The 13,247-nt window shown below is 68.9% G+C and carries 10 protein-coding genes and 1 pseudogene; 7 read left to right on the forward strand and 4 right to left on the reverse strand.

Going from position 1 to position 13,247, the window contains the following annotated elements:
* Positions 1-36 precede the first annotated feature (36 nt).
* The 5 genes from cysD (at position 37) to BBK14_RS15425 (ending at position 6,192) form a co-directional block, all read left to right on the forward strand.
* A complete protein-coding gene (cysD, locus tag BBK14_RS15405; RefSeq protein WP_071063140.1) occupies positions 37-939 on the forward strand; it encodes a sulfate adenylyltransferase subunit CysD in 903 nt (300 codons plus the stop codon).
* Positions 939-2,882 (forward strand): sulfate adenylyltransferase subunit CysN, encoded by a 1,944-nt coding sequence (gene cysN / locus BBK14_RS15410; protein ID WP_071063141.1) that lies wholly within the window; start codon positions 939-941, stop codon positions 2,880-2,882. Before cysD ends, cysN begins: the two co-directional genes overlap by 1 nt.
* 5 nt (positions 2,883-2,887) lie before the next feature.
* The gene (locus tag BBK14_RS15415) at positions 2,888-3,601 is read left to right on the forward strand and encodes a 3'(2'),5'-bisphosphate nucleotidase CysQ (protein WP_071063142.1); all 714 of its coding nucleotides are present in this window, start codon (positions 2,888-2,890) and stop codon (positions 3,599-3,601) included.
* Between the two features lie 65 nt (positions 3,602-3,666).
* Positions 3,667-5,232, forward strand: a complete 1,566-nt coding sequence (locus tag BBK14_RS15420; protein ID WP_083390976.1) for an ABC transporter substrate-binding protein — start codon at positions 3,667-3,669, stop codon at positions 5,230-5,232.
* A gap of 36 nt (positions 5,233-5,268) precedes the next feature.
* Positions 5,269-6,192 carry an NAD(P)-dependent oxidoreductase gene (locus BBK14_RS15425; protein ID WP_241831508.1) on the forward strand — a complete coding sequence of 308 codons (924 nt, stop codon included), beginning with the start codon at positions 5,269-5,271 and terminating at the stop codon, positions 6,190-6,192.
* Positions 6,193-6,235: 43 nt separating this feature from the next.
* Here BBK14_RS15425 and BBK14_RS15430 read toward each other — a convergent pair whose 3' ends face one another.
* Entirely contained in the window at positions 6,236-7,156 is a 921-nt protein-coding gene (locus tag BBK14_RS15430) for an IclR family transcriptional regulator (RefSeq protein ID WP_071063143.1), read from the reverse strand.
* Between the two features lie 393 nt (positions 7,157-7,549).
* Between BBK14_RS15430 and BBK14_RS15435 the strand changes: the two genes are divergently transcribed.
* Complete coding sequence (locus BBK14_RS15435) at positions 7,550-8,269, forward strand: carboxymuconolactone decarboxylase family protein (RefSeq protein WP_071063144.1); 720 nt, start codon at positions 7,550-7,552, stop codon at positions 8,267-8,269.
* Between the two features lie 125 nt (positions 8,270-8,394).
* On the opposite strand, the gene BBK14_RS15440 is transcribed toward BBK14_RS15435, so the two are convergent.
* The 3 genes from BBK14_RS15440 to BBK14_RS41695 all read right to left on the reverse strand — a co-directional run bounded on the left by BBK14_RS15440 (position 8,395) and on the right by BBK14_RS41695 (position 11,291).
* Positions 8,395-9,582: a cytochrome P450 gene (locus tag BBK14_RS15440; protein WP_071063145.1), complete on the reverse strand. Its 1,188-nt coding sequence runs from the start codon at positions 9,580-9,582 to the stop codon at positions 8,395-8,397.
* A 58-nt stretch (positions 9,583-9,640) separates the two neighbouring features.
* Complete coding sequence (locus tag BBK14_RS15445) at positions 9,641-10,690, reverse strand: LacI family DNA-binding transcriptional regulator (RefSeq protein ID WP_071063146.1); 1,050 nt, start codon at positions 10,688-10,690, stop codon at positions 9,641-9,643.
* Positions 10,691-10,796: 106 nt separating this feature from the next.
* Complete coding sequence (locus BBK14_RS41695; RefSeq protein ID WP_083390978.1) at positions 10,797-11,291, reverse strand: SDR family oxidoreductase; 495 nt, start codon at positions 11,289-11,291, stop codon at positions 10,797-10,799.
* Positions 11,292-11,927: 636 nt separating this feature from the next.
* On the opposite strand from BBK14_RS41695, the pseudogene BBK14_RS15450 reads away from it, so the two are divergent.
* Positions 11,928-12,848: pseudogene (locus tag BBK14_RS15450) on the forward strand (ABC transporter substrate-binding protein); the annotation flags it as partial.
* Positions 12,849-13,247: the final 399 nt, after the last annotated feature.

The following is a 13,247-nucleotide window of genomic DNA, read 5'->3' on the forward strand; positions in this document are numbered from 1 at the left end:
TTGATGGAAAGAAGTCCATTCATGAGAACTCCACTGATGCCGAGGATGACGCATCTGCAGCGGCTGGAGGCGGAGAGCATCCAGATCTTCCGGGAGGCGGCATCCGAGAGCGAGCGGCCGGTGATGCTGTACTCGGTCGGCAAGGACAGCTCGGTGATGCTGCACCTGGCGACGAAGGCGTTCTACCCGTCGAAGCCGCCGTTCTCCCTGCTGCACGTGGACACGACCTGGAAGTTCCGGGAGATGTACGAGTTCCGCGACAGTGTCGTCGACCAGCTCGGCGTCGAGCTGCTGGTGCACCAGAACCCGGAGTGCGTCGAGCGGGGGATCAATCCGTTCGACCACGGTTCGGCGACGCATACCGACCTGTGGAAGACCGAGGGTCTCAAGCAGGCGCTGGACAGGTACGGCTTCGACCTGGCGTTCGGGGGTGCGCGCCGCGACGAGGAGAAGTCCCGGGCGAAGGAGCGGGTGTTCTCCATCCGGTCCGCCCAGCACCGGTGGGATCCCAAGGCACAGCGGCCGGAGCTGTGGCGTCTCTACAACGCGCGCACGCAGCCCGGGCAGAGCGTCYGCGTGTTCCCGCTGTCCAACTGGACCGAACTGGACGTGTGGCAGTACATCCACCGCGAGCGGATCCCGATCGTTCCCCTCTACTTCGCCGCGTACCGCCCCGTCGTCGAACGGGACGGCGCGCTGATCATGGTCGACGACGACCGCATGCCGCTGCGTCCCGGCGAGGTGCCGGCCCGACGCAGCGTCCGTTTCCGCACGCTGGGGTGCTACCCGCTGACCGGCGCGGTGGAGAGCACCGCCGGCACTCTCCCGCAGATCATCCAGGAGATGTTGCTGACGACGAGCTCGGAACGCCAGGGCCGGGTGATCGACCATGACTCGTCCGGGTCGATGGAGAAGAAGAAGCAGGAGGGGTACTTCTGATGGCGCACGCGACCAACGACCTCGTCGCGGACGACATCGAGGCCTACCTGTCGGCGCACGAGCACAAGTCGATGCTGCGGTTCATCACCTGCGGCAGTGTCGACGACGGGAAGTCCACGCTGATCGGGCGGCTGCTCTACGACTCGAAGCTGGTGTTCTCGGACCACCTCGCCGCGCTGGAGACCGATTCGAAGAAGATCGGTACGCAGGGCGACGGCCTGGATTTCGCGTTGCTGGTGGACGGGTTGGCCGCCGAGCGGGAACAGGGCATCACGATCGACGTGGCGTACCGGTTCTTCTCCACCGAGCGGCGGAAGTTCATCGTCGCGGACACCCCCGGGCACGAGCAGTACACCCGGAACATGGTCACCGGGGCGTCCACCGCGGATCTGGCGGTGATTCTCGTCGACGCCCGCAAGGGTGTGCTCACCCAGACCCGGCGACACAGCTACCTCGTCTCCTTACTCGGGATCCGCAACATAGTCCTGGCGATCAACAAGCTGGACCTCGTCGACTACTCCCGGGACGTGTTCGCCGGCATCGAGGCGGACTACCGGGCGTTCGCGGCCGAGATCGGACTGAGCGACATCGTCGCGATCCCGTTGTCCGCGCTGGCCGGGGACAACATCACCGAGCCGAGCCCGAACACCCCCTGGTACAGCGGGCCCACCCTCGTCGGTCACCTGGAGTCCGTCGAGATCGCCGACGACCTGCACACCGGCCCGTTCCGCCTGCCCGTGCAGTGGGTCAACCGGCCCAACCTGGACTTCCGTGGCTTCTCCGGGCAGATCGTCGGCGGTGCCGTGCGCCCCGGAGACCGCGTTCGAGTGCTGCCGTCCGGTCAGGAAAGCACCGTCGCACGGATCGTCACCGCCGACGGCGACCTCGACGAGGCGGCCGCGGGCCAGTCGGTCACTCTCACGCTCACGGACGAGATCGACGTCAGCCGCGGCGACGTCCTCGCCGCGGCCTCGGATCCGCCCGCAGTCGCGGACCAGTTCGAATGCCACCTCGTCTGGATGGCCGAGGAACCCATGCTTCCCGGCCGTCCCTACCTGCTCAAGATCGGGAGCCGCACTGTCGGGGCGACGGTCACGCAGCCGAAGTACAAGGTCAACGTCAACACCCTCGAGCACACCGCCGCCCGCACCCTCGATCTCAACGAGATCGGCGTGTGCAACATCAGCCTCGACCGGCAGCTCCCGTTCGACCCCTACACCGCCAACCGGGACCTGGGCGGGTTCATCCTCATCGACCGCTTCACCCAGGCCACCGTGGCCGCCGGGCTGCTGCACTTCGCGCTGCGGCGCGCCGACAACGTGCACTGGYAGGCGGTCGAGGTGGACAAGGACGCCCGCGCCCGGCTGAAAGGCCAGCGCCCGGCGGTCGTCTGGTTCACCGGCCTGTCCGGCGCCGGGAAGTCGACCATCGCGAACCTGGTCGAGAAACGGCTCCACGAGCAGGGCTACCACACCTATCTGCTGGACGGTGACAACGTCCGGCACGGCCTCAACAAGGATCTCGGATTCACCGACGCAGACCGGGTCGAGAACATCCGCCGCGTGGCGGAGGTGGCCCGGCTCATGGTCGACGCGGGCGTCATCGTGCTGGCCTCGTTCATCTCCCCGTTCCGCGCCGAACGTGCACTGGCCCGCGACCTGCTCGGCGCCGGCGAGTTCGTCGAGGTCCACGTGGACGCGCCCCTGGCGGTGGCCGAGGCCCGGGACCGCAAGGGGCTCTACGCCAAGGCCCGGCGCGGAGAACTGATCCACTTCACCGGCATCGACTCCCCGTACGAGCCCCCCGAGAACCCCGAACTGCGCCTCGATGCCAGCGACACCCATCCGGCCGCGGCCGCCGCCGACCTGGTCGTCGACCACCTGCGTCAGGCCGGTGTGCTCGCACCGCCCGCGCCTCGCCCGACCCCGCCCGCCCGAGCATGAACAGCATGGACGATCACGCACTCGCCGCGGCCCTCGCCGAGCAGGCGGGGTCCCTCCTCCTCGACATCCGCGGGCAGGGTGGGGCCGAGGGGGATCGGCAGTCCAACGAGCTGCTGCTGCGCCTGCTCGCGCAGGCACGTCCGGACGACGCCGTTCTGTCCGAGGAGAGCGCCGACGATCCCGTCCGCCTCACCCGCGGCCGTGTCTGGATCATCGACCCGCTCGACGGCACCCGCGAGTACGGCGAGCCGCCGCGAGACGACTGGGCCGTCCACGTCGCCCTCGCCGTCAACGGGACACCCACCGCGGGCGCGGTCGGACTGCCCGCCGCCGGCCTCGTGCTGCACACCGGCGAACCACCGGCCCTCGCCGCCCCGACCTCCGGCCCGGTCCGCCTCGCCGTCTCGCGCACCCGCCCACCCGCCTGCGTCGACCAGCTTGTCGCCCGCCTGGACGCGGCCCTGGTCCCCATGGGTTCCGCCGGCGCCAAGGCGATGGCGGTCGTCCGCGGCGACGTCGACGTCTACGCCCACTCCGGCGGGCAGTACGAATGGGATTCCGCCGCCCCCGTCGCCGTCGCCCACGCCGCGGGCCTGCACACCTCCCGCCTCGACGGCGGCCCCCTCCGCTACAACGAGCCCAACGCCTACCTCCCCGACCTGCTCATCTGCCGCCCCGAACTCGCCGACACCGTCCTGCGAGCACTCCATGACGCCTGACCGGGCCCCCGCAGCTGTCGGTGGCGCGAGGTGGTCTCCTGAWATCAATCGCGAGGGAAAAATTCATGATGTTCAGTAGGCCTCGATTAATCGTTACGGCCGTTGTGTGCGGTGCGGTACTKGCTCTGGGGGCCTGTGGTGGTGCTGATCCCGCGTCGTCGACGGGCGGCGCCACCGGCGAGCCGGTCGCGGGTGGTCATGGCCGCATCCTGATGCTCAGCGACCCCCGTAGCCTGGACCCGGCGACGCTCGGCAACGCCTACGCGACCACCGGCGCCCTCGGTAACGCCCTGTACGGCACCTTGATGACGACCGACGACGCCGGTGAGATCCAGTACACGATGGCTGAGTCGTTCACCACCACCGACGGCGGCGCGACCTTCACCCTGAAACTGCGCCCCGGCCTGACGTTCTCCGACGGCACTCCGCTGGACGCCGAAGCGGTGAAGTTCGACTGGGACCGCCTCAAGGACCCCGCCACCCGTGCGACCAACCTGTCCGAAGCATCGATGATCTCCTCGACCGAGGTCGTCGACAGCACCACACTGAAGATCACCATGGTGGCGCCCGCACCGAAGTACGCCCACTCGGTCATCACCTCCACCCTGAACTGGATCGCCTCACCCGCGGCTCTGCAGAAGGGCGCGCAGGCCTTCGACGCGGCCCCGGTCGGTGCCGGGCCGTTCACCCTGACGAGCTGGACCCGCCAGGCAGCCATCGAACTGGCCAGGAACCCCCGCTACTGGGACGCACCCAGGCCCTACCTCGACCGTCTCACCCTGCGCACCACCTCCGACACCAGCCAGCGCTTCAACACGGTGCTCACCGGTGGCGCGGACGTGGCCATCGAGTCGAACCCGGTCAACATCGAAAAGGCCACCGACGCCGGCCTGCCCACCACCGTCATGGCCCTCAGCGGTGGCACCTTCATCGCGCTGAACACCCGCCGGGCACCCTTCGACGACGTCCGCGCCCGCCAGGCCATCGCCGCCGCCCTCGACATGGACGCGCTGAACCTCGCCGTCTACAACGGCAAGGGCGAACCTGTCGACACCCTGTTCAACGACACCTCGCCGTTCCACTCGGACACACCACTGCRCACGACGGACAAGGCGACCGCCCAACGGCTCTTCGACGAACTCGCCGCCGAAGGCAAGCCGGTGACCTTCACCTACTCCAGCGCTCCCACCACCGAGAACAGGAACACAGCCGAGAACATTCAGGCCCAGCTCGGCGCTTTCAAAAACGTCAAAGTCAACGTCAAGGTCATCGAAGTGACCGAACTCGCCGCGCTACGCACGACCCACGACTTCGACGCCGCCACCTCGTCGGCGTTCTTCCAGGACCCCGAGCCACGGCTGTGGACGGCCTTCGCCGCCGGTTCGGCCGCGAACCTGTCCGGGATCAACGACCAGGAACTCAACGACGCCCTCCTCGCCGGCCGGACCGGTACGTCGGAACAGGAACGCGCAGCCGCCTACAAGACGGTGCAGCAGCGACTCACCGAGCTGTCCCCGGCGGTCTTCCTCACTCGAGCCGAACCCAGCGCCATCGCGGGAAAGAACGTGGGCGGCCTCATCCAGTACGGGCTCGGATCTCTGCTGCCCGACCAGATCTGGATCCAGAAGTAGCGGTCGTTCCCGATCCGGGCGCCGACCCGACGACAGATGCGCTCCGACCCGTCGGAGATCACCCAGGGGGTACTTGTGGACACTCCGCCGATTTCCCTCGTTCCGCCGGGCGTCGGGGGAACGAGAGTCGGTTTCATCGGGCTGGGCAGCCAGGGCGGGCCGATGGCCCGGAGTATCGCGGACGAGGGCTACCCTCTGACGGTCTGGGCTCGCCGCGCGGCGTCCGTGGAGCCGTTCGCGGGGGTCGCCGCCGTAGCTTCCACGCCTGCGGAGGTCGGCGAGTCGAGTGACGTGGTCGGCATCTGTGTGGTCGCGGATGCCGACGTGGAGGACGTGCTGCTACGGGCCGACGGTGTCCTGGCCGGTATGGCGGCCGGGGGAGTCGTCGTCATCCACTCTACGATCCGTCCGGAGACCTGCCAGCGCCTTGCTACCGAGGCGGCGAAGCAGGAGATCTCGATCATCGACGCGCCGGTCAGCGGCGGAGGCGATGCGGCCGCGCAGCGCAGGCTGCTGGTCATGGTCGGTGGTGAGGACGACGCCGTCGCGCGGTGCCGCCCCGTCCTCGAGGCCTTCGCCCGCCCGGTGATTCATCTCGGTCCGCTCGGAAGCGGTCAGGTGGCGAAGCTGGTGAACAACTTCGTCTTCACCGCACAGGTGGGCCTTGCCCTCGAGACGTTCTCGTTCGCGCAGCGACTGGGCATGGATCGCGCCGCGGCGGCCCAGGTGTTGGCACACGGCAGCGGCGGTACCCGCGCCAACGCGATCCTGGCCGCTTCCGGCTTCGACACCACGGGGCTGCGTCAGGCTGAGCCGCTGCTGCGCAAGGACGTCGGCATCGTTCTTGACGTCGCCCGGGCCGCCGGTGTTCCGGAACCGGCCGCTCTGGTCGAACTCGCCCGAAACACCTTGAGCGCTCTGGGAAACGGCCCGAAGGCCCAGGTATCCCCGAATGCCTAGGTAACGACGTCCGTCGGCGAGGCTGGACCCTCTCCCCTCGCCGTCAGCGGCGTCCTGGGGGTCTGCCTTCCTGGCTCTGGGCGGGTGGGCGACCGCGTGCCTGACGGGTGGCGATGGTCGCGGCACTGGTGAGTCGTCGGCCGAGGTCCAGGACGGTGGTGACGGGGACTGGTTGGCCGGGGCCGGTGATGCTGAGTGAGAGCAGGACGCGTCCGATGGGATCGAAGATCGGCGCTGCGACGGTCTTGAAGGTGATTTCGTCGGAGTCGGTCAGCGTGTCGAGGGAGAGCAGCATTTCGTCGGTCTGGCTCATTGCCTTGGCGAGGTGCTGTTCGGCGTCGTCGTCGGTTGGTTCGTTGCGCACTCGGCTCATCGCCTTCATAACCGCGGGTGCGGAGATCGCGGGCAGGGGGACGCTGAAGCCTCGGGCGCGGGTCTCGGCGAGGACGTTGCGGTAGAAGTCGGCGAGCGCCGGGGGGAGGGCGGCGCGTTCGAGCCAGGTGCTGATGGCCGTGTCGTCGGCCCAGGCCATGAACACGGCGCCGATCGGTGCGAGTAGGGGCGAGCGGTCGCCGGGGTAGCCCAGGCTCGGGGTGGGTGGTTGCGGTCCGCGCCGTGCCAGGAAGATGACATCTCTCCCTGCGATCGCGCTCACTCCCGTCTCGGTGCCGAGTTCGTCCGCGAGTATGTCGGCCTGCTCGATGGCGGCCTCGATCGCCGGGTGCTGTTCGAGGGCGGCGAAGCCGGTCACCGCGAGTGCCGGTCCCAGGACATAGGTGCGGTGGGCGGGGTCGCGTACCACGAACCCGCAGTCGGTCAGCACCGCGAGGGTGGCGTGCGCGGAGGCGATGTTCATCCCCAGGTGCCCGACCAGCTCGCTGATCGTGAAGCCGCGGGACGGGTGCGCGGTGAGGAACGAGACGATGTCCGCGGCGCGGGCGGAGGCGGGTGCGGCACGGGCCATGGAGCGACCGTAGCGGATCAGGCCCCTTGACAGCAATCTGCGTTTTGCTATAGCAATGTCTCTATGTGGCGACGGTGTCGCCTGTTCGTGAATCCCACCCCGTCGGCCGGATCGCAATGTTGTGTGATCTGACCGTACGTCACCCGCTCCAGACGGCTTCGAGCAGCCTGAGGAACCAGACCGGCGCCGTCCTGCTGTCGTTCATCGACCTGCTCTGCGAAAAGCATGAACTCCGGGGCTGTCAGTGGCCTGTGGAATGCGTGGGAGCGTATGCGATCTGTCGTGGCCCCGCAGATCCGATCAGATTTCTCGGCCTTCAACTGGACGACTGTGCGTGATCGGAGGGCTCATCCCGTGGGTAACACAGCCGCAGAGCAATGCTTCCGTGAGGTCATGACCGTCGAGCCACCTGATGTGGCGACGCCCTTCGAGGTGGCGACCCGCGACTTCGTGTTCGGGGAGGTGTGGCGCCGGCCCGGTCTGAGTCGGCGCGACCGGCGGTGGGTCACCCTGACCTGTGTGGCCGCCGCCGACGCGCCCGAGCCGATCGACGCCCACGTCTACGCGGCGCTCAACAGCAGTGACATCGAGCTCGAGGCCATGCTGGAGTTCGTCCTCCATTTCGCCGTGTACTGCGGGTGGCCCAAGGCCTCTCATCTCGAGGGCGTGATAGTCCGGCAGTGGGCTCGCATCCAGCAGGAACAGGGCAGGTCAGTGGCCCCGTGGCCGTCGCTCGACAACAGCGGGCTCGGGCCCAACGACTGGGAAGAGCGGCTGGAGCGAGGGGTCAAGGAGTTCACCGACGTGAATCTGACGCCGGCGCCGCGGCCCGAGACACCCTACCGTCACGCCGGAATCCTCAACTTCGTGTTCGGTCATGTCTGGCAGCGGCCGGGCCTCACTCGTCGCGAGCGCCGCATCATCACCGTCGCCTGCGTCGCCATCGACGACTCGCCCATGCCGTTGAAGACGCACGTCACCTCCGCCCTGCACTCCGGCGACCTCACGAAGGTGGAGATGGACGAGATCGTTCTACAGTTCTCCGCCTACTACGGCTTCGCCAAGGGCGCGGCGCTGGGCGACACCGTGGAGGCGGCCGGGCTATCGGCGTAGACGAGGCGGCAGGGGTGCAGACAAGGGGTGGCGTCAGGCGGAGAACAACCTGGCGGGTCTCCCGACTACGGCGATGCCCTGACCTGGGTCGGGCATCGCCGAAGGCGTGGGGCCCGGCGTGACGCCTAGACGATGATCGGCAGCTCCTCGTAGCCGCGCACAGTGCTGGTGTGCAGGCGCACCGTGTTGTCGTGGTCGACGTCCCAGGTCGGGAAGCGGCGCAGGGTCTCCTCCAGCGCGATGCGTCCCTCCATGCGGGCGAGGGAGGCACCGAGGCAGAAGTGGACGCCGCGGCCGAGGGAGAGGTGCCTGTCGAACGTGCGCCGGATGTCGTAGCGGTCCGGGTCGTCGTACTTGCGATCGTCGCGCCCGGCGGAACCGGTGAGCAGCAGGACCTTGGACTTGGCGGGGATCTCGGTGCCGTGTACCTCGACGTCGCGGGTGGTGACGCGGCCCTGGACGGGGGACGGCGCCTCGTAGCGCAGCGTCTCCTCGACGGCGCCGCCCAGCAGCGACGGGTCGGTGGCCAGGTCGGCCCGCTGGTCGGGGTGGGCGGCCAGCAGGACGCAGGCCCAGCCGAGCAGCCGGGCGACGGTCTCCGTGCCCGCCGAGACGAGCAGCGCGGTGAAGTCCGTGGCCTCGCTGAGGCTGAGCCGACGGGTGCCGTCGTCGGTGGTGATCTCCGCCTGGGTGAGCGCGGTCATCATGTCGTCCCGGGGGTTCTTGACCCGCTCCTGGATCTGTCCGTTGAGGTAGCCGTGGAACTTGGCCGTGGCGGCCATGGCCGTCTCGTTGAACATGCCCTTCTCCGGGTCCAGGTAGAACGTCCCGTCGATCATCTTGCGGACGTCCTCCCGGTCGGCGGGGTCGACGCCGATGAGCTGGGAGATGACCAGCGAGGGGAGCTGGGCGGCGAAGTCCTGCACGAAGTCGAACCCGCCGCTGCCGACCTGGGGGTCGAGCAGCTCGGCGCACAGGTCGCGGATGACGCCCTCGAGACCGCCGACGCGGCGCGGGGTGAAGGCCCGGGAGACCAGGACGCGCAGGAGGGTGTGCGTGGGCGGGTCCATGAAGATGATCTGGCCGGTGTCCCATGGTTCCGGCTTCATGAGCTCGAGGACCGTGCCGTACTTGGAGCTGTAGGTCGCGGGATCGAGGTGGGCCGCATCGACGTCGGCGAAGCGGGAGAGCGCGTAGAAGTCGAACTTCTCGTTGTGGTGGACCGGCGCCTCGTCGCGCATCCGCTTCCACAGCGGGTGCGGGTCGACGTCGATCTCCTTGTCGAACGGGTCCCAGTACAGATCGTCCGTCACAGGGTGGATCCTTTCGTCGTCGGTCCCGGGACGCGCTGGTCGCGCGCGGGAAAGATCCTCATCCGGACTCCCTGCTGATCAGGTGTGGTCGCAGGGCGACCGCCATGTCCGGGTCCAGGTCCTGTCCGTCGAGAAGCCGGCGGATCGAGGACGCGACCACCCGCGCTATCGCCGGCACGTCGAAGGTGGTGGTGGTGATCGCGGGCCRCAGCGCGGCGCCCAGCGGGTGGTCGCCGGAACCGACCACCGCGATGTCCCGGGGAACCTCCAGGCCGGCATCGCGCAGCTTGTCGATGAGCAGGATGGCGAACTGGTCGCTGTTGGCGTACACCGCGTCCGGTCGGTGCTCCGGATCGCGCCATCGGTCCACCACGGTCGCGATGCTGTCCGGGGACAACTCGCAGTCCACCCGTTCGACCGGCACGTTCCCGGCTGTCGCGACCTCCACGACCGCGTCGTAACGCCGCTCGGGCACCTCCGCCAGCGCCCCGCGGGGCACCAGGCAGGCGAGGCGCCGGCAGCCCCGGGTGAGCAGGTGCCGTGTCGCGAGGCTGGCCACCGCGGCGGGATCGAGGGGCACGGTGGGCGCGTAGGTCACGCTCGGCACGCCGGTGAGCAGGATCGCCCGCACGCCCGCACGCCGCAGCAGCTCCACGGCGGTCCGGGTACCGCGGGACACGTTGACGTACACCGCGGCGGGCCGAAGCTCGGCCCATGCGTAGGCTCCGCTCATCCCGGTGGTGGTGCGGTCGCCGTGCATCAGCAGGACCAGGTCACGCTTCGCGAGCTCCCGGTCGAAATTCTCGAGGAACCTGTCCTGGCCGGGGACGGTCGTCGACCGCGACATGGGCACCAGGACGATGTTGCTGCGCCCGGCGCGCAGCGCCCGCGCCGACGCGTTCGGGGCGTACTGAAGCTCCCGCGCCGCCGCCAGGACCCGCTGCCGGGTCTGCTCGCTGACCGGGTGGTCGGTGCCGTTGAGGACGTGGGAGACCGTCGCCCGCGACACACCGGCGCGCCGGGCCACATCCGCGCTGGTGGGCCGGGCCGGCTCCGGCGCCGCGGCCGGGCCCGGCAGCCCTTCGCCCCGTCGATCCTCGAGCGGCACAGCTCGACCACCCTTCCTCGTCCCGCGGTCCTGGCGGTCCGCGGGCGTGATCGATTTACACGTGTAACTATGCCGTACGTTACACGTGTCACCTCTCCGTCGTGGGCTATCGGCCGGGTGTTCCGAGGAGGGCGGCACGAACGCCTCCGTCGAGGAGAACGTCGATCCCGTTGACGGAGCTCGCCGCGTCCGAGGGCAGGAACGCCGCCGCGGCGGCGACTTCCTCCGCGCGGCCCTCACGGCCCAGCGGGGTCAGCCGCACGAGCCTGTCGTTGGTCCCGCGCGCCGCGGCCTCCTTGTGGCGTCTTCTCCGGGCTCTTCGTTGAGGTGGGGGACCGTGCGGCGGGAACCCTTCGGGGCCAGCCAGCGATACTTCGGCGGCGCGAATCGGAGGGCCCGCGTCGGGAGAAGGCATGACGCTTGTCTGGTCGGTCGTGCGGATGGCGGGCGCGTCATTCTCGGTGCGATTGCGCGGCGCCGAGGTGGGAGGGGCATCGGCCGAGCTGCCCGACATCCCGGGTGGGCCGATCGGCGACGGAGCGGGCCGGCTCATGCGGCTGGGGGTGCAGCGGCAGCGCCGGTCGCGGGATTGTGCCAGCATCCTGGGCCGGCGGTCAGGACCGTGCCAGCGGGCACCGGATGGTCGAGGCGGTAATCGTGGCCGCACACCCCCTCCTTATGCGACTAGTGGTCGCTCATCAGTCGGTGAGTATGCGGGCGATGCTCGCATACTGTCAAGATGGAACGGGGCGGTCCTGTGACTTCTCTGTCACCTTTTGTGGCCGCCCACCGGTCGCCGTTCGTGGCGATGGGGCAGCCGAGCTGGCTCCGCGACGCCCGCCTGCGCCTGCGGTCGGCCGGCTGACCGCAGGCGCAGGCGGTTGACGTCGCCCAGTCCCGGGTGCTTTGATCCCGTCCTCAACGGGTGAGGGGCGTCGGCCAAGCCGATCTCACTTCCTGACAGCGCTCGTCAGCCAGGGGATGTGGCTGGCGAACCAACCGTGCTCGTCCTCGAGGGGACGCCGCGCCGCGTGGCGCTCGCTGTTGCGCGGCTGCAATCGGGGTCCGGGGTCTGTCGGTCAGTAATTCTGTCGGATTTTCCTGTGTCGTGGTTCCGCTTCGCGGATCACGCTCTGAAAAGCTCGCCGCGACCGCGAGAAGGAATCACCCGCCGGCAGTCCTATATTTTCTCATTCCACTTCCATGCCACCTTTGAACGCCGACGGAAGGTCCGACCATGCGTCGCAGGACACGATTACTGGCCACGGCTGTTACATGTTGCGCCGCCCTTCTGGTAGGGGCCTGTGGCGGAGGTGGCGATTCCACCAGCCCGTCCGCGGGTGCCTCCGGCAAGCCGGTGGCGGGCGGCCACGGGCGAATCCTGACACTGAGCGATCTGCGCAGCCTGGACCCGGGGACGATCGGCAACGCCTACGCGAGCACAGGTGTCGTGGGTAACGCCCTGTACGGAACGTTGATGACCAACGACGAGGCGGGCGAGATCCGCTACCAGATGGCCGAGTCCTTCACCACGACGGACAACGGCCGCACCTTCACCCTGAAGCTGCGGCCCGGGCTGGTCTTCTCCGACGGCACTCCGCTCAATGCCGAAGCGGTGAAGTTCAACTGGGATCGGGTCAAGGACCCGGCCACCGGCTCACCCCACCGCTCGGAGGCGTCGATGATCGCCTCGACCGAGGTGGTGGACGATGTCACGCTGACGGCCACGATGGTCACCCAGGTGCCCAAGTATGCCCAGTCCGTCGTCACCTCGTCGCTGAACTGGATCGCCTCGCCCGCGGCCCTGCGGAAGGGCGCCGCGGCCTTCGACGCCGGCCCGTTCACGCTGAAGAGCTGGACCCGCCAGGCCGCCATGGAGCTGGTCAAGAACCCCCGCTACTGGGACGCCCCCAAGCCGTACCTGGACACCCTCACCTTCCAGGCCGCGCTCGACTCCAACCAGCGTTACAACACCCTGCAGACCGGGGGCGCGGACGTCGCCGTCGAGTCGAACCCCGTCAACTTCGACAAGGCCGACAAGTCCGGCCTGCCGAACACCGTGCTGGAGCTCAGCGGCGGGCTCTTCATGGCCATGAACACCCGCAGGGCGCCGTTCGACGACGTCCGCGCACGGCAGGCCGTCGCCGCGGCACTTGACCCAATGCCGTGAAGCGTATTTCGATCTTGTAGGTAGCTGATCACGTTGTGTGTGGGGCGAGTGGGTGGAGGCGGATCGTGGCGGGGCCTGGGTGGCGGATCGAGGCGGGTTCGTCGGGTTTCTTGACGCGATAGCTGTTGTGTCGGGCGCGTTTGACGACCCTGGGGCAGGTGCGGTGGCGCCGGGGTGGGTTGAGCCTGTGGGTGATCTCGGTGTGGAAGGCGGGGAGCTGGGCTTCCCAGTCCTCAGGGGGGAATGTCCGCCGTCCCGGTGGCGGAACGGCGGACCAGACGCAGCGTGCGGGCGAAGCCGACCCGGTCGGGGTCGATCTCGGCGGCCTCCGCGGCATGGGTGATCAGGGCCGTGAGCGTGTACTGGACGATCAGCCAGGCCCACATC

The sequence above is a fragment of the Parafrankia soli genome (assembly GCF_001854695.1).
In the GTDB taxonomy this organism is placed as follows: Bacteria; Actinomycetota; Actinomycetes; order Frankiales; family Frankiaceae; genus Parafrankia; species Parafrankia soli.